Here is a 21,656-nt window from a genome sequence, read left to right on the forward strand (position 1 = left end):
GCTCCTTAAGCGACATCGCGCTGCGCGCGTTTCTCAGCGTGAGCTAAGGCGGCTGCTCTAACCCAAGCTCCCTCTTCCCAAGCTTTACGCTTAGCGGCTAAACGTTCGTGATTACAAAGCCCGCGGCCGTTAATCACCTCATTGAATTCTTGCCAATCGATCTCACCAAACTGGTAGTGACCTGTGTTGGTATCGAGTTTTAAATCCTTATCTGGCACTTGCATGCCCAGTAACTCGACTTGCGGTACGGTGTTATCGACAAACCGCTGACGTAATTCGTCATTACCGAAACGCTTAATTTTCCAAGCTAAGCTTTGTGCACTATTCGGTGACTCATCATCGTTTGGTCCGAACATCATCAATGCCGGCCACCAGAAGCGATTGATCGCGTCCTGTAACATAGCTCGCTGTTGTTCGCTGCCTTGTGAAAGGACCATACAGGCTTCAAAACCTTGACGCTGATGGAAACTTTCCTCTTTACAGATTTTCACCATCGCACGGGCATAAGGTCCATATGAGGTACGACATAGTGCCACTTGGTTCACGATGGCTGCGCCATCCACTAACCAACCAATGACTCCGATATCTGCCCAGTTAAGAGTGGGGTAATTAAAGATGGAGGAGTATTTCATCTTACCCTCTAGCATCTTCTGGTAGAGGTCTTCACGCGCACAGCCTAAGGTTTCTGCTGCACTATAAAGATATAGCCCGTGACCTGCCTCGTCCTGAACCTTGGCCAGTAAAATAGCTTTGCGTCGTAACGAAGGAGCACGAGTGATCCAATTCCCTTCAGGCAACATCCCGACAATTTCCGAATGAGCATGTTGGCCAATTTGGCGGATCAGGGTCTTACGATAAGCCTCCGGCATCCAGTCTTGAGGCTCTATCGCCGTTTCCTGTGCGATAGCGTTTAGAAAGCGTTGTTCATGACTCATATCAGCACCAGTCGATTCGTTAAAAATAATTAAATTTAAATAAGTGAATCATTAAATCAATACTAATACGTTACACCTATGTTAATAAAGACCCCAATCTTTGTTTAGTTATTCTGTGATCAATCTCTCATCAATTATCAATATATAGTTGATTTAAAAGAAAATAATAACCACACCAATTTGAGATGTTAATCACAAGTTAATCAATAATTAATAAAGGCACTTTAAAATGATTCACAAAAAAACTAGATTACTTATATTGGTGAAACATTTTGGGGTGTGAGATGCAAAAACTATCTAGCTTTGTCTGTAATCAATGGCAAACCGGTCAAGGAGAAGGTCGCGTTATCCGTCACGCTATCACTGACGAAGCGCTTTGGGAGGTGAGCAGTGAGGGGATCGATTTTGCTGCAGCCTGTCACTATGCCAAAACCGTCGGTGCTCCAGCCCTGCAAGCAATGACGTTTATAGAACGGGCAGCCTTACTGAAAGCCGTGGCGAAACATCTTTTGGCAGAGAAAGCCGCGTTTTATGAGATTTCGAATCAAACCGGCGCGACGCGTGCCGATAGCTGGGTCGATATTGAAGGCGGGATTGGGACACTTTTTACTTACGCCAGCCTTGCCAACCGTGAATTACCCGATGATACCCTCTGGCCTGAGGACCCACTTATCCCACTGTCGAAAGAAGGTGGATTTGCCGCCCGCCATGTCTTGACGTCAAAACAAGGGGTCGCCGTCCATATAAACGCCTTCAATTTTCCTTGCTGGGGAATGTTGGAAAAATTGGCCCCCACTTGGCTGGCCGGTATGCCTGCCATCATTAAGCCAGGCACGGCAACTGCTCAGGTCACACAGGTTATGGTTAAATCGATGGTTGAGAGCGGGCTAGTTCCTGATGGGGCGATCAGCCTGATCTGTGGATCCGCCGGTGATCTCCTTGATCAACTCGATAGTCAGGACGTCGTGACCTTTACCGGATCGGCAACGACGGGCCAACAGCTCCGTGTGCACCCTAATCTCGTCAAACAGTCGATTCCTTTTACTATGGAAGCAGACTCGCTAAATTGCTGTGTGCTGGGAGAGTCCGTAACGCCAGAAGATCCAGAGTTTGGTTTATTTATTCGCGAGATTGTTCGAGAAATGAGTGCCAAGGCGGGACAAAAGTGTACCGCCATTCGTCGAATTATGGTGCCAGAAGCACAACTGGATAACGTACGAACAGCGTTACTTGAAAAATTGACCGCAATCCCAGTAGGAGACCCAAGTCAAGCTGGAATCAAAATGGGCTCCTTAGTGAATCGCGCACAACAGCAGGATGTCCAACATCAAGTCGATACCCTATGCCAAGCAGGATGCGAGTGCTTACTCGGCGGTCACATCGACCCACAGCTTCCTGGCGCCGCTTACCCGTTAACCTTACTTTATTGTTCGCAACCTGACACCACATCTGCCGTCCATGCAATTGAAGCCTTTGGACCCGTCGCAACACTTATGACTTATCGTGATAACGACCATGCTATGACACTAGCTCGCGCTGGTGGAGGGAGCCTCGCGGCAACCTTTGTCACCCATGATGATAAGGCTGCGCGTAACTTTATCGCCGGAGCCGCCCGTGCTCATGGACGAATACAAATTTTAAATCGCGAATCCGCTACTGAATCGACGGGTCATGGTTCCCCCCTCCCACAATTGGTACATGGCGGCCCAGGTCGGGCGGGTGGGGGTGAAGAGTTAGGCGGGTTACGCGCGGTGAAACACTACCTTCAACGCACCGCGATTCAAGGAAGCCCTTCTATGCTTGCTACCATCGGCCAGCAATGGGTTCGGGGTGCAAAAGTCCAAGAAGATGTCGTGCACCCTTTCCGTAAATACTTTGAAGAACTTCAACCAGGGGATAGTTTACTGACTCACCGTCGAACTCTCACCGAAGCCGATATTGTCAATTTCGCCTGTTTAAGTGGCGATCACTTTTATGCCCATATGGATAAAATTGGCGCCGAGGCCTCTTTCTTTGGCGAGCGAGTCGTCCATGGTTATTTTATCGTTGCCGCCGCGGCGGGCCTTTTTGTGGACGCGGGGGTCGGACCAGTCATTGCCAATTATGGCTTGGAAGGCCTGCGTTTCCTACAACCGGTGAAACCTGGCGATACCATTCAAGCGCGATTAACCTGCCAACAAAAAACCATCAAACGCCAGCGTAGCGCGGAAGAACGTGCCACAGGGGTTGTACAGTGGGCGGTTGATATTATGAATCAGCATCAGGAGGTGGTCGCGGTCTATTCTATTTTGACCCTGGTCGCACGTCGGGAAAGTGATTTTCCGACTGAATTAAAATGAGAGTGGGAACATTAACGATTCAGATACATCATTATTGAATGTGTCTTAAATTGAGACACGTCAATCTTGTTTCCTTCCCCCCACAACTGTGGGGGGATACCGTCATCTCTATTCAACAATTCGAATAGATTTACGGTGAGTAAAAGCTTGGAAACTAAAGAACCCGTGATATTCACCCATACCAGATCCCCCCACCCCACCGAACGGTAGATAAGGGGAGAAAAAGTGGGTTAATGTGCCGTTAACTTGAGCATCCCCACTCGGTACCGCGCTAATCACTTTTTTACCTGTCGCCGTATCCTTGGTAAAGACATAAAATGCGAGAGGATTCGGGTGACGACGGTTAATCTCCTGTACCACTTGATCAACCTCTTCATAGTTTACGATAGGTAATACTGGCCCAAAGAGTTCTTCCTGCATCAACGCATCATCCCACTGTACATCCGAGACAACGGTCGCCTGTAAATAGCGATTAGCGGGATCGGCTTGGCCACCCATTTCAACATGACCATGAGTCTGCTTAAGCAGTTCGAGTAGATGCTCCACCTGCCGCTGGCTGACGACTTTACCGGTGGAGTGAACATCAGGAAGCTGTTCGCGAATAGCTTGAGTTAACCTATCCACTAAAGCGGCTTTGAGGCTAGAGGGGACTAACACATAGTCTGGTGCGACACAGGTCTGGCCGCTATTAGTATATTTACCAAACATCAGCTGTTGGGTGACTTGATCGAGGTCGGCATCGGGCAAGATTAAGAAAGGCGTTTTTCCGCCGAGTTCTAATACTACAGGCGTTAGATGCTTGGCGGCAGCTTCCATCACCACGCGGCCGACGTTAGGGCTTCCGGTAAAGAAAATAAAATCAAAAGGTAAGCTGAGCAGTAGCGTGTTTTCCTCTCTGGCCCCTTGTACCACCGCCAGATAATGACTATCAAACGCAGTATTAACGATATCCTCAATAACCTTTGCCGTTAACGGAACTTGCTCTGAAGGCTTGATAATGGCGGTATTACCGCCAGCTATAGCCCCGACGACGGGTCCCAGTGCTAATGCGACAGGATAGTTAAAAGGTCCAATAATATAATTCACGCCGTAAGGCTCATGCTGATAGGAACATGAAGAAGGGGCAAGAATAGTAGGGGTTTCTACCTGCTTTTCAGCACACCAGTCGTCGAGATGGGCGAGCGCAAAATCAATTTCAGAAACAACCTCACCGATTTCCCCCATATCAACCAATGCCTTATCACGGCCAAGATCCTCTGCCATGGCGGCGTACAACGGTTCTTTATGAGCCAGTAAACTCTCTTTTAACTTTATTAACGCCTGTTTACGGAAGGCGACATCACGCGTTTCCCCTTGGGAAAAAAAGGTTTTTTGCTGCTGGAAGATCTGCTCGATTTGCGTTTTCTCAGTATATTGCATGGGTTATCCTTTCGTTTCTTAGGTGTTGTAAAAGTTACTTCGCGTTATCGTGCGCATCGTGGTGGCTTTCGATTTGAAAGGTCCACTGCTTACCGTAAGGTTGTGCCTGCATAAAGGTCCACCCCGCTGTATTACCCGCGCCTGCATTACCGCCATCACGGATAATCTGTTCGACATCCTGTGCCGTGACGCTGGTAGAACTGTGATTCCCCCAAGCTCCCCGTAAGTAGTTAATCAGATCAGCTGTCTGCTGCGAGCTGAATTGATCCGCATAGGCGGGCATGCTAACGGTAGAAGGTGCCCAATTCCCCGCAGGCAAGGTAGCCCCCTCTCGAATAATTTTGACCAAAGAATCTGGTAGCGGACCTGTGACGATAGAATTACCGCGAAGCTGCGGGAACATCCTCGCGATACCTTCCCCTTGCCGGCCATGACAGATGGCGCAGTTATCTTGATAAATCGCCTCTCCCGCTGGAGATGTCGTGTTCGATGCGACGACCTCCTTATCAGCAGTCTTACTCACAGGAAGTGTTTTCAGATACTTAGCAATCGCATGGAGATCTTTATCAGTGAGGTATTGTGTACTCCAACTAATCACGTCCGTCATCGGTCCGAAAGAGGCGGTGCGATCGGTACGCCCCGTTTTTAGATACGCGACGATTTCATCCTCAGACCAACTTCCTAAGCCGTTGTAATGGTCCGCACCTAGATTAGGTACAGACCATCCATCAATGACGGTCCCACCGGCTAACCAATGTTCGCCTTGCTGTTCAGTTAAGGCTTTTTCTTGCATCGCCATCCCCCGCGGCGTATGGCAAGATCCGCAGTGACCCAAGCCTTGTACTAAGTAGCTGCCTCGCGCGACTTGCGGATCACTGTAGGTCTGGGCGTTAAAAGGCTTGGCTTCCGGTGCGAAAAGCCCGCGCCAGATCCGTAATGGCCAACGCATCGATAGCGGCCAAGGGATCTCGGTCTCTTTATTGACGGTGGAGTCAGCCTCTACGCCATGCATAAAATAGGCATACAGAGCTTTGACATCGTCATCACTCAGGCGCGAATAACTGGGGTAAGGCATGGCAGGATAAAGTGTTCGACCATCTTTACGAACCCCCTGACGCACTGCATTGCCGAACTCTTCGAGGCTATAACCACCAATCCCTTGTGCGGGATCAGGGGTAATGTTTGTCGAGTAAATGAGCCCGATAGGCGATTTAATTGCCAAGCCACCGGTGAAAGGTTTCCCCCCCACCGCGGTATGACAGGCCACACAGTCTCCCGCTCGGGCCAAATATTCGCCTTGCTGGATTAACCCCGAATCAACCTGCGCGCCATAGCTCGCCATACTCGAGATAAATAATGCTAACCCCGTGAGAAATAGATTCTTGTTCATGGCTATTTCTCCGGCATAAAGTTAGGGCCAATGATGACTGACCCAGGGATCTGCTGAGGATTTTTTCGTGCATCGACCTCTCTCTGATAAGTCGTATTCCCGCGCTGGATGAGAAACTGACGAATAGACTCAATCTGTTCAGTCGTCATATTTTTCTTAAATCCGACCATGCCATAAGCAGTCAAGGCACCGTCGCCAACGACCCTATAGAAAGCATCAGCGTTACGTATCGCACCAGACCACCGTAGATCAGGTAATACGCCGCCCGATTCACCATTATCGCCATGACAGGCGGCACAATAGTCCATGTAGTGGCCATAGCCATTTTTCGCCTGCTCAGGGTCAAATTTTTCCGGTGGCTTGACGGGTAAGAACCCCTTAGTGTTGACAGGTGGTAGGGTTTTATCCCCATCTAAGGAGAAAACGACAATACGCGATTTATTGACTGTCCAGCCTCCCGTTCTTGCTACGCCACCCATTAAAAGGGGATAGATACCGCCCCAGCCGACCTCGACCGCAACATATTGCTTACCTGCCACGGAGTAAGTCATCGGCGCTGCCATCACTGCGCTTTGTAGGGATGTCTGCCAGAGTTGTTGGCCAGTCGTCGCATCGTAAGCATTAAAAAGACCATTAGTCAGACCTTGGAATACCAGATTACCGGCGGTAGCGAGTACCCCTCCATTCCAAGGGCCTTGATGATTGACGGTAAAAGCAGGTGCCTGCTTAACCGGGTCCCAGGCAATCAACCATCCTTTCAGGAGTTCACCAAATTGGGTCTTCACCTTCGCATCATCCGGCGCGCCAATTTTCGACATATCCAGACCGAGGTTTAGACCTTGCGGCTTAAGCTTCGCATCTTGACTCGGCACATAGTTAAAGGGGATCTGTTGGGCGGGAATATAGACGTATCCTGTTTTTGGGCTGTAGGCCATTGGCTGCCAATTATGCCCACCTAAATCACCAGGAAGACCAAACCAAGGCTTTCCGGTAACCGAATAAAGGGCAGCGGGAACGGTGTTCGGACGCCCCGTCTTAGGATCAATGCCTTTTGCCCAATTGACCTCAACATAGTTTTTGGCTGAGAGAAATTCTCCAGTTTTGGCGTCGAGAATATAGAAAAATCCATTTTTCGGGGCATGCATAATCACATGGCGAGGCTTACCCTCCACCAGGATATCTGCAGTCATAATCTGTTGGGTCGAAGTGAAGTCCCATTGATCTTGCGGCGTTTCTTGAAAATGCCAAACATACTCACCGGTTTCAGGACGTAGGGCGAGAATACTACCAAGGAAGAGATTGTCACCTTTTCCCCCTGAACGCTGTTGGTAATTCCACGGAGAACCATTTCCTACACCGATATAGACTAAGTCAGTGACGGGATCATAGGTAATCGCGTCCCAAACCGTTCCCCCTCCCCCCGACTTCACCCAGTTCCCTGGGCCCCAGGTTTTGTAGGCCAAGTCGGCGAGTGGTTTGTCAGAAACGGTATGATCAGGTTTATTTCCTGGCGCAGGGACGGTAAAGAAACGCCACTTTAATTTCCCTGTTTCCGCATCAAATCCAGAAACAAAACCTCGCGCACCAAATTCTGCCCCCGCATTACCAATGATGACTACACCTTTGGCCACACGCGGCGCACCATCAACGATATAGCTACGGACATCACCTAACTGTGCATCGTGCGGAATAGTGTCGGTTTCCCAAACAAGTTTGCCGGTCTTCGCATCCAGCGCCACTAAACGTCCATCAAAAGTACCGAGGATAATCTTCCCATTCCAGAAAGCGGCTCCGCGATTAACCGTGTCACAGCAACCTTTTACCGCCGAATCCCCCGGAACTTTTGGATCGTACTGCCAAAGTAGCTGACCGGTATCCGCTTTATACGCTCGGACTTTACTCCAGTTAGTGGTTGCGTAAAGCACACCATCGACAACCAATGGTGTCCCCTCTTGACCTCGATTCGTATCAAAATCTTGGTACCATGCGATGTGTAACTGCTTAACGTTTTTATCGTTAATTTGCGATAACGGTGAATAACGTTGTTCAGAGTAAGTTCTTCCATAAGTGAGCCAGTCCTGTGGCGTCTTATCTGCATTGATAATCGCCGCTCCCGTATCTTGTGCATAAACCTGATGAGTCATGCTTGAGAGTAACGAGAACAGAATAGCTCCAAGGCTAAATTTATAATTATTTTTCATTAGGCATCGCTCCAGTATTACATCCTTTAAAACATCTGCATCAAGCGAATTTTGATCACACTTTCCGACTTAAATCCGTTTTCAATACTCGCGTCTCGCCCCCACGTCCCGAGTAATTGGGTATGGGAAGGGAACATGTAAGCCGCACCGAAGGAATATTTATTTTCTGCAGGTTTTCCCTGGCTAATACCGTCTACCGAGGAGTTTCCTCCCCACTCTTTGGTGTAGGAAGTACGAATATCTAACGCGGGGGTGAGCAGGTACCGTAAGTGAACCTGCCCTTGATATAAGGTGTTTTGTGCGAGGCGGCTCGACTGCACGCCATAATCGTTATTATCACCGAACTTTGTTGCATCCATGCCCACATCAAGCATCAACTTATCGTAGAGGGGGGTACTAAAGGCTACTTGTAAGGCGTATTTCCAGCGATTCTCCCCCATATTTAGGCTCCCTTCATGGCGATAACGCCCTGTCGGTGCGTAAAGGAAAGGCGTCACGCCAAAGTAAGTTTGTGTCGTCGGGTTGTTGTAGAGCCAAACGGTGGAGGCCAGAATCAGATCCCCTACCCCTTGAGTATCACCCATATCACTCCCCCCCAGACGTCCATTGACATGACCGAAAGGAAGTAAAAATTGTGGATCGATGGTAAAGCCGCCAAGTGTTGTAAAATGAATTACCCTTAAAACTGAAACATCTTGATTTAGTTTTGTGTCACGTTTTGTTGAATGTCCTTGTGAGACATAGTTCCCACTGTGGGAGTGGGTGTAGTAAAGTAGCCCAAGGTTAGTCCCAGCAGGCATAGCGGTGTAATCACCCGCATCAAAATCGATAGCTGAAGCCGTATTGCCGCCCCACCAAATAACACTAATTACTAATATTTTCTTATAATTATATCTCTTCATTTGCTCACTCCACGCTAGTACACCCCTCACCGGCTACTCGAATGATGATCACGGAATTCTTATACTAAGTCTCCATGGTTTCATTCATCTGAAGGATTGATCCAATAAGAATTAGTATTGTCAAACCTAGCTTAAGAGTTAGGAAAAACAATACATCCGATACAAATTACAAACAATAAGATCAAAATCAGAATCATTTAATTAGCAGTTTTAGCCTGTTTTACACATTAAAAAGAATTAATAAACAGAGGCACGTCACAATGCTGAGTGACGAGCGTAAAAAAAACGGAGTAAAAACGAACAGAATGAAGGCGGTAGACAATGCAGACGGAAACGGCTGCGCGGAAAATGTAAAATCAGCCGTTGCACTATTGAGGGGAGAAAAAGAGGTAATTGAACACTGAGTCATGACAAAAATAGTGATTACCATGCAGTGGATGGACGTGTTGATAAGGAACGGTAGAGTGGCGATTAACCGGTTTTCTTCAGTATTAACCGGTAATAATCAATGTATCACTTAATTTACGCCACCCTCCTTGACCGATAATTATTCTCTTACGCTTCGCTACAACGAAGCTGCAAAAAGGTCAGATCTAGCCAACGACCAAACTTTATACCTACCTCGCGAAGCGTGCCAACCTCAACGAACCCCAGTTTGCTATGCAAGCTAATCGATGCCGTATTCGTCGACTCGATACCGGCAACCATAATGTGTTTGCCCTGTTCAACCGCCAAGGGGATCAGAGATTGCATCAAACTTTTACCGATACCCTTGCCCTGCATGGCCGGATGAACGTAAACCGAGTGTTCGACCGTATGGCGATAACCGTCCCAAGGTCGCCAATCCCCATAGGTGGCGTAACCCGCGACATTACCTTGCTCATCGATGGCGACTAAGACTGGAAAACTAGCTTGCTGGCGAGCCTGTAACCACTCTTGGCGATTCGCTCTATCTACCGTGTTATCGTTCCAAATTGCTGTAGTGTTAAGGACTGCATCGTTGTAGATCTCGGCGATAGTTTCAACATCGCTAGCAATAGCATGACGGATTAGCATAGTAGACACCTCGTTCAATATTCACTAAAGTAGACAAATTAAACACTATATTATTTATTCACTATGAAAGATGAAATGTCTAGTAAAGAAGATGAAATTATTCAGCGTATTGCAGGCAAGGTCAGAGAAGAGAGAGAAAAAAAACATTGGTCGTTAAGTGATCTCGCCGAGCGTTCAGGTGTATCGCGCGCGATGATCCATAAAATCGAACGGGCAGAAAGCAGCCCAACCGCGACTATTTTGGCTCGTTTATCGGCCGCTTTTGATATGTCGATGTCTCAGCTTCTCGCCGAAACTGATACACGAAGAGGTACGCTGATTAAATTAGCCGAGCAGCCGACGTGGACAGATCCTGAAACGGGATACTTACGTCGACAAGTCTCGTCTTGGCAGCTTCCTGTGGATATCGTGAGTATTGAATTACCCGCACAGTGTTCAGTGACGATACCCACGGTATCTTATCCTGCTCGTCGTCAGCTAATTTGGGTGAGTGAAGGAGAGTTAACCTTTACTGAGGGCGAGCGCGCGACGGTATTGTCCATAGGGGATTGCCTTGAGCTAGGGGAACCGACTGAGTGTACTTTTCACAACGCTACCGAGACCCTCTGTCGCTATACCGTGGTGGTGGTAAAGCCTGCATAACCGAGTCAGTGGTAGACTGAGCAGCCATCGATTTGAAGCCGTTCCACGTCCAAAGGCATTACTCTATTACGCTGCGCGAATGGTAAAGGCGGTTCGTAATAACGCTTCCGCTTGATCGATTTTTTCAGCATCATTAAGGTGGTGTATAGCTTGAAGTAAACTTGGCAGGGTAATAGGTCGCTGTTGGGCAAGGAGTTGAAGTACTGTTTGGCCAATAATTTCTTCCAGAAATCCATCATGACTCACGATATTAGTATCCATATTATAATCCCTAGAATTCTCTACAATTTTTTATATCAATAACTGTAGAACAAGCCTTTAATTAACTCTACTCGTGAGAAAGTGAATACGTTAAAAAGTATTTCACTTAGTAATTACAGTCAGTTTAGAATTAAATTAAAATTTATATATATCAACATCATAGTGTATTAAATATAGAATTAAATTTTAATATTTGCGAAAAAAAATAGATAAAATTAAAATTTACCTCACGAATTTAATGAGGTCGTCAATATGTTCACTCTTTTAAAATCCCATTTAGTGGTTCTTCGCCCGAGTGAGCAACCTGATTATATTTTACGCTTTTTAATTTCACAGATTGAACAAGGGAATCTCGCCCCTGGATATAAGCTACCTTCTGTACGGGAATTATCGTCTCAACTACAGATTAACTATGCCACTGTGCAAAAAGCCTATCATCAATGTAAATTGGCAGGCGTTATCACCTCACGCCCTGGAAAAGGCAGTTTTATTAGCCGCCGCGGAATTGTTGAAGCGTTACAAACTAGCCATGATTTGACCTCGATGAACTCGCCGCTGAGCGAGCACTCTGAAGCGTTATCCTTAGAATTAAAACAGCAAGCCATCTCATCGGTCTACGACTATGATTTTCGCAAAATTTTTCGCTACCAATCCACACTCGATAACGTCGACATTCGTCAAACAGGTCTAGATTGGTTAGGTAAAAAAGTCCTTCAGCCATCGGTAAATCGGATTTTACCCTGCGCGGGAATTCACGAAGGCTTACTTGCGCTATTTATCCTGCACCAGAGAAAAGGTACCATTGCGCTCCCTCACTACTTTTATTCCGGTTTAAAATCGATTATTCAACTGATGGCGACCCCTTATGTCACGATACCTTGTGATGAGGAAGGTCCATTACCCGAAGCCTTAGCGAAACTGTGTCAGGAAAACCAGATTAGCGCGCTATATATTAATCCCAATATTAATAATCCAACCACCGTCACGCTTTCAATTAATCGTCGGCTTGCGTTAGCGGAAGTCGCCAAGCGCTATCACCTATCGATCATCGAAGATGATGCCTATGGCGCCCTTTCCAGCCAAGGAATAGCGACCTTTAGTCAGATCCTCCCAAGCCAAACATGGTATTTAAATGGGCTATCGAAAAGCTTCGCCCCGGGGATGAGAATGGCGTGGGTTTATGGTCCATCCGAAGCCGATACCCATCAACTGTGTCAGGTCATGGGGGCATTAAAAGTAGGGGATAACCCTCTGACTCACCAGATTGTTCATAAATGGATTAGTTCTGGTGTTGCTCAACGAACCGCAGAGGAGACTCTCAAAGCAACTAGGGTAAGGGTGAAGTTATTTTGTCGATTATTCCCCGATGATAACTTTAAAATCTCCGAGGATGGCTTCCATGTCTGGTTTAGTTTGGGTAAGAAAAATGCTTACGAGATTGCTTTCCTACTGCAACAGGCAGGAATTTCTGCAACCCCCTCCAACGAGTTTAGTTTTGAAAAAAACGATGAGAGCTTTTTACGTATTAGTTTAAGCGGTTACAGCTCCCTTTCAGCATTAGAAATCGCGCTAAAGAAATTTCGCGATGTGTTAAATACCCTCTATTTAAAGCAGACCCAGATATAAGGTGAACGATATGAGCGCAGTACAAGAGATCTTACAACGCGAACTCACACGGATTAATCTTGAGGAGAAACGCGATGATAAGCTAATTTTCGATCCACGTTTTGTGTTCGAAAAAAAAGGCCTCTACGCCATTATGCTCGGGATGTTTATCCTAACTATAGGGCTGCTTATCTATTCGGATATTTTTAGTCGTCTCGATGTGTGGATATGTGTAGCAATTTTTGTCTTATTAAATGGCTTTTTCTTTTTCCATATCACCCCGTCCTATCATCTCGATGATATCGATAAAATTGCATGGAAAAATTGTTATACCGGTGAATGGTATCGAGAGGTCCCAGTGCGATCTGCCGTTATCGATCAGATCCTAAACTCTGATCAAGTCTCTGATCAGAGTAAGCATGAGATCCATCGCCTTCAAGCCTTGGGGGCTGAAATATTCTTTCGTGACCTGGCGAAAATGCACTAGCTCCTCTTTGTCATATTTCTTGTATTTCGTTACGTCGACAGTGATTACTTTTAAATTGCTAGTCACTGTTTGACGATAAGCTCCCGTAAGCTTAATGCCTCAATAACCTTGGAGGCATCAGTATGAAAAAATCTTATTCCGCACTATTGCTTATAGTAATCTCATTAGCTACCAGTGCTCACCCCTCACATCCACGACTTTTCCTATCTCCATCCCATCAGTATCGCCCTCAATGTCCCGACACTGCCGAGTCACCCGATGAATTTATGCAAGGCCCGCTTCGTGAAATAAAACGCTAATGGCGTCGGAAGACTGGTATGAGTTTTACCTCTCCAGTCTCCATCGACTTTACAATAAAGAGGAATTATTGAGTAAATTTGGTTTTTTAGCTGAAAAATAAGAAGATAGTGGACCCACTCTGCAAACTACTATTCACTATGCCAAACAAAAAACAAATCACCCCTCTAAAAGCGATCATTGCTGCTATCAGTGGTTACGCAATGGATGGATTTGACCTCTTAATTCTTGGATTTATATTACCTGCAATCAGTATCAGTCTTTCTCTTGATTCAGCACAAAGTGGGGCCTTAGTGACTTGGACCTTAATTGGGGCAGTAATTGGCGGAATACTTTTTGGATTTCTCAGTGACCGCTATGGCCGTATCAAAATGCTGACCACGACTATCTTAATGTTCGCGATCTTCACTGGACTCTGCGCGTTGTCGCAAGGCTATTGGGACTTACTGACCTACCGTACTCTAGCGGGTGTCGGTCTTGGAGGAGAATTTGGTATCGGGATGGCCCTTATTGCCGAGACATGGCCAGCGCACAAACGTAATCGTGCTTCGGCTTGGGTCGGTATGGGATGGCAGCTTGGCGTATTGCTCGCCGCAATGATTACCCCGCTTCTATTACCCATCATTGGCTGGCGAGGAGTTTTTTTAATCGGCTTGCTCCCCGCATTATTCTCTTTTTTTCTACGCCACGGAATGGATGAACCCGCGGAATATCGTCAGGTTCAGCAACAGAAACCTCGATTAGGCTTAAAAAAAAGCTTAGCTATGTTATGTCGTGACCGCACGACAACCAAAGCCAGTCTGGGGATATTTATCCTCTGTTCTGTACAAAATTTTGGCTATTACGGATTGATGATCTGGATGCCCACCTATCTTTCTCAACAATTCGGTTTTTCGCTCACCAAATCAGGTCTGTGGACTGCTGTCACCGTGCTGGGCATGATAATCGGTATCGGTCTATTTGGCTTCTTAGCGGATCGATATGCCCGTTGGAAAATTTTTATCCTCTATCAACTGGGTGCGCTAACGATGGTAATTCTTTATGCGCAACTACAAGATCCTATGACTATGTTAATTGCGGGTGCGGTAATGGGGATGTTTGTCAATGGCATGGTCGGGGGTTATGGCGCGTTGATTTCTGATACTTACCCAACTGAAATTCGTGCAGTGGCTCAAAATGTACTGTTTAATCTTGGCAGAGGAGTCGGGGGCTTTGGTCCTTTGGTAATGGGGATCATTACGAGTCACGGCTCCTTTGTTCTCGCCATCAGCTTACTCGCTATCCTCTACTTACTGGATATCATAGCAACATTATTCCTTGTCCCTAGACAACAGCCAACGGCTGAAGATCTCTTGGGAGCCATCGGATAATATTCTGCCGTCTTCGTTGGTACGCTTTTGGCGAAGGCGGGTTTGAAAGCGTAGCCGCTTGATAAATGCTGTACATGAGCTTTGGGTTGAAATAATAGTGGTAAATATTATTATTTTTACCTCATCTACGGTACTGCACTATAGATATCCTAAAGCAGATATCTATAGATTAAATATTTAAAAGCGGAAGACAACAGCATATAAATAATGCCTGCGGCTAAATAGATAAAAGCGAATTTTAACGGCCGTTTACTCAACTCTTTTTTTGCGCAAAAAAGCATAAAAGCGCCCCATAGCACACCAAAAACGAGAGCATTTATCACCGCTTCTGTTGCGTTAGCTTCCATCAATCCACTTCCCCATCAGCTCTCTATTTTTCTCTAAATAGTACTAATTAATATCACGAATAGCTATCGAACCAAAAAATAACCAAATACTATAGTAATATAGCGGGAAAATAGTCTTTTTTTACTTTTTAAAATTCATATAAATATAAAATGGATTGAATAGTTGTTTTTGAGAAAAAATAGCTCTATTTATTTTAATAAAACTAGATAAACCTAAAAGCTCTTTGCTAATACGACCTATCGGTAAGCTCCTTCTCGGCATAACTCGGTGTATTGAATCAAAGGTAGACGCTGGTTAATGAGAACCTCAGAGGTAATAATCAAGCCCCCGCTATAAGTCATCGAGCTAGGGTAAGGAAGGACCAAAGCTCCCGCGCTTGGTGATATACTGCTAGCCGAGTAGGTAATCTAGCGAGTTTAGAGAGTAAAAAGATTTACCAACGTCTGTGTAGGCATCTGCTTCGGCGAATGCCTTGAGCTAGGTTAAATTTTTTAAAATTTTTTTATGAACCCACATATCGCTAAGCCCCAGCGTACATGCGGGCTAGGCCAAATTATGTAGAATATCCGCCGTATAAAATTGAATATTTCTTAATACTTACCAGAAATTAATGGTTTTATATGTTAGGCTGCTAACTGTATAGCATGTACATGGTTGGAGGGTATCAAAATCAAGGAAATAGACCTGGGTATTCCCTTAAGAATTATTGGACGAGCAGTACGGCTGATGGTTGAAAGTGATTTAGCTATGGGGAAGGAAGATATCATCGCCCAAATACATACGATGAGTCTGTCAGTCACTGATGCCGAAGAGCTTATCTATTATCGGTTAGCTATCCAAACCGTAGCGAGAAAAAGTCATTAATCTACTTTTACTTTCCACTTAGCCGACAATCTTTTATTGCATAGTTTTCGTTTAGTTCCGGCGCTTTACACCCTGATTTTTTTTCGTGAAGTGATAAAACGATTGATTTCAATGCAGAAATTTCTTCACTACAAGTTGCTTTCGATAACTTATCTTGAAAGACGTTTAACAGAGCGTCGAGAGTAATCGCCTCTTTGTTATCGAGCAACTCAACTGATACTTCACCATATAAACGATCTATAGTTTCTTCAGGGATTAAAGCCATACCGCGCGGATTCCTCTACATTTTTACTGAAATAATTTTACTTAATTTCCTCGACGACTCAACCCCCAAAATGGATTTTATCCCTACCTGTTCTAGCCAGGGACTATGGTTAATAAGGAATGTACGTTAAGTCTTTTATTGATAATGTTTTTTCATCAGAAGATTACTCGTTTTTTGGACATAGTTTCTTTAAGAGAGTACTGAATAAGAGTGAGTGAGCGAGTTAAAGATAGTTAATTATTAACTAAATATTAATTACTTAATAGTGCCCCCCTTAAATTTTTCTTTAAGTTGTTGCCACTCCTTTACCTATAACGCAGATAGGGTCGCTTAACGCTGATATGTTCGAGGACATAGTTAATGATACTAAGGCAGTAATTAATTATTTAATATGAAGATTATTATGGGACCATTCACTTACTTTTTTCCTGTTACGGCCAGAAGTATTTAGTTGCCTGTTGAAATGCTTTCGAATGATGGTTTCTAGCTTATTTAGGCACCTAAAAAATTTTCACATAATATGCATTAGCATGGGGTTTAACGTATTTTGGATAGCGAATGGTAAAGTATTATTAATATCTTTTAACAGCTTAATATTTATAAGGGTCTATATATCTGTATAAAAACACCTATTTGAGACTGAATATTGCCCACACTTACTTCATCCTTAACGGTCGAACTCTGCCAGCATTCAGCTTGAACATTACATTCCGTTTGAGGTTCATACCCTTCTGCCTTTAAATACTCGCGAATGGATTGAGTACTACTCACCCCGTAGAATTTAATAGTAAACACCTCGGCTTCGCTTCCAGAAATTCTACCGTAGGAAAAATTATAGTGATCGGAGATACGAGGCGCCCTTTTCAGGAGTTCAGGGGTGTAGTAGTCATACTCCCATTTATCTTGTAAAGTATAATATGCACTACTTGTAAAACCTGCTCTAAGCAACGGCCAGTTTAAGGTGATAAATCCAACGGATATAAATAACAATATTGCTGTTACGATGATATATTTCTTCACATGCCCATCCTACTATTCCCTGCCCCCAGAACAAAAAATGTTTTATCGTTATCGTTCGGACGGATTATGTTTCCTGATGAAAAATCGTTATAGGGAATAACGCTTTTCATGAATAAAGGTAACTCACCTAAATAGGGCTGTGCATTAGATCTTTCTGCAGGGTCTGGAAATAATAACGGATGGAAGGTGTCATTCTTCCAGCGTCCTATTTTACCGTAGTGATCCCAGCGTCTAAGCGCTTTTTCCTTACTTACTGGCTTAAGCAAAGGAAATGGATTAATGATCGAGATAACGCGGTAAAATCCTAGTAAATCGGAAACTAAATTCTCACCACTAAAACCACTATCAGAGAAGATATTATTAGGGAATCCTCCTTGGTACGCTTCAAATTTTCTAGCCACCGTCATCATCATTGCTAAAGCAATTTGCTTTCTTTCTTCCACTGGCCTACCGTGTCGTATTTGCCAAGTGATTACTTTTCCTGTCCTAACCTGTCCCCATAACCCACTCATTCCTTGAGAGTATTGAACATTATAAAATTTATTTTTTGAAGCTCCACCCTGTGCCATTGAAGATAAAAGGTTTCTTATATCACGGCCCTATGCATGGCCTAAATCTACCCATCCAAGCACCTCGGTATAAATTAATCCATAATGAGAGATGAACGCATCTTTACCATCTATGATATCTGATCGTTTACTCATAAAACATCCTTTTTTATTAATATGTTCTCATAACAACTAAAGATATTATTATTAAATAGAGAGATATTAAGGGTTACTATATAGCAGTAATACAAAGGAGTAGATATAAGAATATTTACGAATGGCTGTCTTTCAAGGTATTTCGATATTCATAAGTTAATTTTTTCAAGTTTTATTGTAGTAATGCTTTATCTGCAGTGGTATGAACAGCTTACGTTCAGATAGATTTGATTAAACTCTTTCTCCAGACGTTACTTTGACAATCTTTCTCTGAATCGCCTTTATCTAGTATCAGTTGAACCAGTGATCAGCGAAGACAGTATTCGATTCATGCAAATGGAGTGTTTTAAACAAATTAACTTATGACCAATGAACCCAAACAAACCTTAAGTCGCTATTTTTTATTATTAGCTGCCTCTTCTTATCGGAATCTCCCTTCTTGAGGATTGTAGTTTTCAAAGATGATTATGGTCTAATTTCTAATACGCTAAGTAAAAATACCCTTATATTACCTCTTATCTAGTATTCGTAGAGAATATGAAGGTTTCTATCACCTCCACTTCCCGATGTAAAAAATAATATTCAGTTAGATGTAGGGATATACTCTTAATGGTTGAATTGGAGAGTATAGGTTAAGGTATAAAAAGTATTATCTACTCGACTTATTATTTGACATTAATTTCATTGTTTTTAAAAAAACATAATTTTTATAAAAATACTCTGGAATATCGATGGTAAATATTTTAAAATATTAAAGAATAACTAAAAATTGGCTATACCAGAAATAAAAAAAAGAGGGGTTTAATGAAAGTTTATTTTTTTAATTGGACTGCTGATTACGAAAGGATTTCGATAGATTATCTTCGTAGTAAATCATCTGTTGATGATATAAAAATAAAAAAAGATCTTTGGCGGTGGCATAAACGACTTCGACATGTCGGTTTCCCTTCCGATCTACTTATACGTAGATACATAAAAAAGAAACTAAAGGATATTAATGATGACGATTTGATAATCTTTAAAGATGATAGATTACATACACCTATGATTCAGTCCTTTTTAAAAGAACTACCAGGAAAAAAAATACTTTTACTTAGAAATCCGGTAAGCAGTAATTATGTCTCTAATGTAAGGGTTCACTTTCAGTCAATTTATACATTTGAAAAAGATAAATCTGAACAATTTGGTATAAAATATACACCTCAATTTTTACCTATTGGTTATTCAGATTTGAATAGATTCAACTCACTAACGTTAAACAACAAAAATAAAAATTGTTTTTTCCTCGGTAGGGATAAATCAAGAGTTTCAATTTTAACAATGCTATCCGAAAAGCTAAAAAAAGTTGGCTGCAATATAGACTTTTCAATCGTCAAAGATAAAACATCAACCATTAACTCTGATTTTTATATTGAAGAAGAAATACCTTATTATCATAGCCTATTAAAGATGATCCTATCTGATGTTATTGTTGAAATAAACCAAGATGGTCAAACAGGTTATACGCTTAGAACTATGGAAGCCCTTTGCTTTAATAAGAAGCTCATTTCAAACAATTTGAATTTATTGAATGAACCATTTTACTCATCAGAAAGAATTTTTATTATTGGAGTTAGAAGATGGGAGGAATTAGAAGTTTTTTTAGCTTCTGAAATCTCACCTCTAGACGAAGATACTCTCTATAAACATAGTCCTGATTTTATGTTTAATACATTACTAATAGATTCGGATAACGCTGATAATTTACTTATATAGTAATGTTAGGATGAGTAAGGTATTCCTGTTTTAGATATGCTTAACTTTTATGGTTAGGCTGTTAAAAATTACCGGAGGAAAGCATCAATAATTTATATCTTGAGGGTAGATATAATTGTTTCCCTCCAAGAAAAAAATTGGTGCAAATATATTTTAAAATATAAACTCAACTTGAAAATTTATTTTTATAAACCTCTCGCAAGGGTAAATCCCCCATTATATACATTTAGGTGATAAGCTTTATCAACTTGTGATATTCTCCATAACATTTTAAGAGGAAGATTTTAATCATAAAAGATAGTTGAAAAATTGATCTATAAAATTCAAATTTTCATTAAAATTAGATAGTTAGGGTTAAAATACACCATGCAGAAAAGCACGAGATTTATATGTGGTATATCATTACCCACAAAGCTTTAACTTCCTAACCTACTAAATTTAAATTTTTTCGATATTTAAATTAATCAGGAGTGAGTAAAAAATTATTATCAAAAATAGTTTTACCCTGAGAATTAAGCAATTGAAAAATATTACTGAGAAAATAAAAAAGGTTAATATAGTCGTAATTCATTTTTGAAGAATATGGATGAATAATATTGTAATAAGTTCATTGATGTCTTTCAGGTTATATACCCATTTCTGTCTTAGGTTTATTGACGGTTAAATTACTTTGTTATGAGTCGTAGTATCCGCCATTGATTATAGATGTGACTGACTTTATATCATCCTACTACCTCAAACCTCTTCAGCATGATAGCAGGTTCGTGAAGATAGCTTAACTTGCCGCAAACGATCAAGGAGAGGGGGAGTTAGGCGTGGTATCAGAAATCTCAGCTACCCTCTTTGTGAGGGTAATAGCAAACCAGGTGAGCCACTAGAGATAGGGATCTAGCGGCTTTATAGTATGAAGAATTTCTGCATGGGTCGGTAATTAACTTCGCCAGATACTCCTAAAGAACATCTGGTGAAGCCTAAGGATACTTAATAGAAGCAGTAACTCCTCCATCGATTAATATATCGCTACCACTGATATAGGTTCCTTTTGGTCCAAAAAGGAACTCGGCAAGATCACCAATCTCATCTGGGGTGCCTCCACGACCTGCTGGCGAATTTGCCAGCATAGTACGGTAATACTCCCCACGTTCAGCGCTAGTCAGTTCGTCATAGGCTAAAGGGGTATAGACGATGCCCGCGCTAATACAGTTGATCCGCGCCCCCCGTTTACCCCACTTGACGGCTTCAGATGCAACGCGTAGCGCATTGCCTCGCTTAGCGATTTGGTAGGCATATAAGCTGTCGTCAATCTCTTTGATCCACGGCAAATCGATCAGCGCCTCGGGGGATAACAGGGCTAGATCATCCGCGGTTTTTTGCGAAAGCGCATCGACGGCTAACCGATGGCTGGATTGAGAACCGATTACTACCCCTGAACCGCCAGCAGCCATAACTTTACCAAAGGCTTCAAATACCACTGCAGACCCGTAGAGATCGACCCGTAGTAGATTTTGTGCTGCCGATTGAGAGGGGGAAAGCCCCGCCGTATGGATAACGCCTTTTATTTCACCTAGCGCCGTCGCGGTGGCGACTAACGCCTCAATAGAATCACGAGAAGAAACATCTACATGCGTGGTACTGACCTCAAAACCGGCTTTCTTTAAGGTCTCTTCTACCGATTTCGCCGTCTCAATATTGATATCAGCAAGGAGAATTTTTTTACCTACGCTGACGCGGCGTGCGATAGCTTGAGCAATAGCACCACTACCGATTACAACAATAACGTCTGACATAAAATACCC

At 43.4% G+C, this 21,656-nt stretch carries 18 protein-coding genes and 1 pseudogene; 7 read left to right on the plus strand and 12 right to left on the minus strand.

Annotated features, from left to right (window positions below; translation table 11 throughout):
* Positions 1-5: 5 nt before the first annotated feature.
* Positions 6-935: a 1,2-phenylacetyl-CoA epoxidase subunit PaaA gene (gene paaA / locus QJR74_RS14440; protein ID WP_304372500.1), complete on the minus strand. Its 930-nt coding sequence runs from the start codon at positions 933-935 to the stop codon at positions 6-8.
* 284 nt (positions 936-1,219) lie between these two features.
* On the opposite strand from paaA, the gene paaZ reads away from it, so the two are divergent.
* Positions 1,220-3,274 (plus strand): phenylacetic acid degradation bifunctional protein PaaZ, encoded by a 2,055-nt coding sequence (gene paaZ / locus QJR74_RS14445; protein ID WP_304372501.1) that lies wholly within the window; start codon positions 1,220-1,222, stop codon positions 3,272-3,274.
* A 108-nt stretch (positions 3,275-3,382) separates the two neighbouring features.
* Here the strand turns inward: paaZ and mdlD are convergent, their stop codons facing one another.
* From mdlD to QJR74_RS14470, 5 genes are all read right to left on the minus strand, one after another.
* Entirely contained in the window at positions 3,383-4,693 is a 1,311-nt protein-coding gene (mdlD, locus tag QJR74_RS14450) for an NAD(P)-dependent benzaldehyde dehydrogenase MdlD (RefSeq protein ID WP_304372502.1), read from the minus strand.
* A 34-nt stretch (positions 4,694-4,727) separates the two neighbouring features.
* Positions 4,728-6,083: a c-type cytochrome gene (locus QJR74_RS14455; RefSeq protein ID WP_304372503.1), complete on the minus strand. Its 1,356-nt coding sequence runs from the start codon at positions 6,081-6,083 to the stop codon at positions 4,728-4,730.
* 2 nt (positions 6,084-6,085) lie between these two features.
* A complete protein-coding gene (locus QJR74_RS14460; RefSeq protein ID WP_304372504.1) occupies positions 6,086-8,284 on the minus strand; it encodes a PQQ-dependent dehydrogenase, methanol/ethanol family in 2,199 nt (732 codons plus the stop codon).
* Between the two features lie 26 nt (positions 8,285-8,310).
* Positions 8,311-9,186 carry a transporter gene (locus QJR74_RS14465; RefSeq protein ID WP_304372506.1) on the minus strand — a complete coding sequence of 292 codons (876 nt, stop codon included), beginning with the start codon at positions 9,184-9,186 and terminating at the stop codon, positions 8,311-8,313.
* A gap of 555 nt (positions 9,187-9,741) precedes the next feature.
* Entirely contained in the window at positions 9,742-10,242 is a 501-nt protein-coding gene (locus QJR74_RS14470) for a GNAT family N-acetyltransferase (RefSeq protein WP_304372507.1), read from the minus strand.
* A gap of 63 nt (positions 10,243-10,305) precedes the next feature.
* Between QJR74_RS14470 and QJR74_RS14475 the strand changes: the two genes are divergently transcribed.
* Complete coding sequence (locus QJR74_RS14475) at positions 10,306-10,884, plus strand: XRE family transcriptional regulator (protein ID WP_304372508.1); 579 nt, start codon at positions 10,306-10,308, stop codon at positions 10,882-10,884.
* 66 nt (positions 10,885-10,950) lie between these two features.
* On the opposite strand, the gene QJR74_RS14480 is transcribed toward QJR74_RS14475, so the two are convergent.
* Positions 10,951-11,145: a hypothetical protein gene (locus QJR74_RS14480; protein ID WP_304372509.1), complete on the minus strand. Its 195-nt coding sequence runs from the start codon at positions 11,143-11,145 to the stop codon at positions 10,951-10,953.
* Between the two features lie 252 nt (positions 11,146-11,397).
* Here QJR74_RS14480 and QJR74_RS14485 point away from each other — a divergent pair, with 252 nt between their 5' ends.
* The 3 genes from QJR74_RS14485 to QJR74_RS14495 all read left to right on the plus strand — a co-directional run bounded on the left by QJR74_RS14485 (position 11,398) and on the right by QJR74_RS14495 (position 14,904).
* Entirely contained in the window at positions 11,398-12,771 is a 1,374-nt protein-coding gene (locus QJR74_RS14485; protein WP_304372511.1) for an aminotransferase-like domain-containing protein, read from the plus strand.
* A 10-nt stretch (positions 12,772-12,781) separates the two neighbouring features.
* A complete protein-coding gene (locus QJR74_RS14490) occupies positions 12,782-13,237 on the plus strand; it encodes a YlaC family protein (protein ID WP_304372513.1) in 456 nt (151 codons plus the stop codon).
* A 437-nt stretch (positions 13,238-13,674) separates the two neighbouring features.
* The gene (locus QJR74_RS14495; RefSeq protein ID WP_304372515.1) at positions 13,675-14,904 is read left to right on the plus strand and encodes an MFS transporter; all 1,230 of its coding nucleotides are present in this window, start codon (positions 13,675-13,677) and stop codon (positions 14,902-14,904) included.
* Positions 14,905-15,053: 149 nt separating this feature from the next.
* On the opposite strand, the gene QJR74_RS14500 is transcribed toward QJR74_RS14495, so the two are convergent.
* On the minus strand, positions 15,054-15,251 hold the full coding sequence (locus QJR74_RS14500; RefSeq protein ID WP_304372516.1) for a hypothetical protein: 198 nt from the start codon (positions 15,249-15,251) through the stop codon (positions 15,054-15,056).
* Positions 15,252-15,978: 727 nt separating this feature from the next.
* Here QJR74_RS14500 and QJR74_RS14505 point away from each other — a divergent pair.
* Positions 15,979-16,116, plus strand: a complete 138-nt coding sequence (locus tag QJR74_RS14505; RefSeq protein WP_304372518.1) for a hypothetical protein — start codon at positions 15,979-15,981, stop codon at positions 16,114-16,116.
* Positions 16,117-16,123: 7 nt separating this feature from the next.
* Here QJR74_RS14505 and QJR74_RS14510 read toward each other — a convergent pair whose 3' ends face one another.
* From QJR74_RS14510 to QJR74_RS14520, 3 genes and pseudogenes are all read right to left on the minus strand, one after another.
* A complete protein-coding gene (locus QJR74_RS14510; protein ID WP_304372519.1) occupies positions 16,124-16,381 on the minus strand; it encodes a hypothetical protein in 258 nt (85 codons plus the stop codon).
* Positions 16,382-16,978: 597 nt separating this feature from the next.
* Complete coding sequence (locus QJR74_RS14515; RefSeq protein ID WP_304372521.1) at positions 16,979-17,401, minus strand: hypothetical protein; 423 nt, start codon at positions 17,399-17,401, stop codon at positions 16,979-16,981.
* Positions 17,398-18,105 (minus strand): annotated as a pseudogene (locus tag QJR74_RS14520) (hypothetical protein). The gene QJR74_RS14515 and the pseudogene QJR74_RS14520 overlap by 4 nt, the downstream one beginning before the upstream one ends.
* Positions 18,106-18,909: 804 nt before the next feature.
* Here QJR74_RS14520 and QJR74_RS14525 point away from each other — a divergent pair.
* Positions 18,910-19,860 (plus strand): lipopolysaccharide biosynthesis protein, encoded by a 951-nt coding sequence (locus tag QJR74_RS14525; RefSeq protein WP_304372522.1) that lies wholly within the window; start codon positions 18,910-18,912, stop codon positions 19,858-19,860.
* A 971-nt stretch (positions 19,861-20,831) separates the two neighbouring features.
* On the opposite strand, the gene QJR74_RS14530 is transcribed toward QJR74_RS14525, so the two are convergent.
* Complete coding sequence (locus tag QJR74_RS14530; protein WP_304372523.1) at positions 20,832-21,647, minus strand: SDR family oxidoreductase; 816 nt, start codon at positions 21,645-21,647, stop codon at positions 20,832-20,834.
* Between the last annotated feature and the right edge of the window lie 9 nt (positions 21,648-21,656).

The sequence above is a fragment of the Tatumella ptyseos genome (genome assembly GCF_030552895.1).
GTDB lineage: Bacteria > Pseudomonadota > Gammaproteobacteria > Enterobacterales > Enterobacteriaceae > Rosenbergiella > Rosenbergiella ptyseos_A.

Bases quoted from the DNA above. Each gene is read 5' to 3' on its own strand.
- QJR74_RS14490 (WP_304372513.1), top strand. From the start codon at position 12,782: ATGAGCGCAGTACAAGAGATCTTACAACGCGAACTCACACGGATTAAT.
- QJR74_RS14465 (WP_304372506.1), bottom strand. From the start codon at position 9,186: ATGAAGAGATATAATTATAAGAAAATATTAGTAATTAGTGTTATTTGG.
- QJR74_RS14530 (WP_304372523.1), bottom strand. From the start codon at position 21,647: ATGTCAGACGTTATTGTTGTAATCGGTAGTGGTGCTATTGCTCAAGCT.
- QJR74_RS14460 (WP_304372504.1), bottom strand. From the start codon at position 8,284: ATGAAAAATAATTATAAATTTAGCCTTGGAGCTATTCTGTTCTCGTTA.
- paaA (WP_304372500.1), bottom strand. From the start codon at position 935: ATGAGTCATGAACAACGCTTTCTAAACGCTATCGCACAGGAAACGGCG.
- QJR74_RS14525 (WP_304372522.1), top strand. From the start codon at position 18,910: ATGAAAGTTTATTTTTTTAATTGGACTGCTGATTACGAAAGGATTTCG.
- paaZ (WP_304372501.1), top strand. From the start codon at position 1,220: ATGCAAAAACTATCTAGCTTTGTCTGTAATCAATGGCAAACCGGTCAA.
- QJR74_RS14475 (WP_304372508.1), top strand. From the start codon at position 10,306: ATGAAAGATGAAATGTCTAGTAAAGAAGATGAAATTATTCAGCGTATT.
- QJR74_RS14495 (WP_304372515.1), top strand. From the start codon at position 13,675: ATGCCAAACAAAAAACAAATCACCCCTCTAAAAGCGATCATTGCTGCT.
- QJR74_RS14505 (WP_304372518.1), top strand. From the start codon at position 15,979: ATGGTTGAAAGTGATTTAGCTATGGGGAAGGAAGATATCATCGCCCAA.
- mdlD (WP_304372502.1), bottom strand. From the start codon at position 4,693: ATGCAATATACTGAGAAAACGCAAATCGAGCAGATCTTCCAGCAGCAA.
- QJR74_RS14510 (WP_304372519.1), bottom strand. From the start codon at position 16,381: ATGGCTTTAATCCCTGAAGAAACTATAGATCGTTTATATGGTGAAGTA.
- QJR74_RS14455 (WP_304372503.1), bottom strand. From the start codon at position 6,083: ATGAACAAGAATCTATTTCTCACGGGGTTAGCATTATTTATCTCGAGT.
- QJR74_RS14470 (WP_304372507.1), bottom strand. From the start codon at position 10,242: ATGCTAATCCGTCATGCTATTGCTAGCGATGTTGAAACTATCGCCGAG.
- QJR74_RS14500 (WP_304372516.1), bottom strand. From the start codon at position 15,251: ATGGAAGCTAACGCAACAGAAGCGGTGATAAATGCTCTCGTTTTTGGT.
- QJR74_RS14485 (WP_304372511.1), top strand. From the start codon at position 11,398: ATGTTCACTCTTTTAAAATCCCATTTAGTGGTTCTTCGCCCGAGTGAG.
- QJR74_RS14480 (WP_304372509.1), bottom strand. From the start codon at position 11,145: ATGGATACTAATATCGTGAGTCATGATGGATTTCTGGAAGAAATTATT.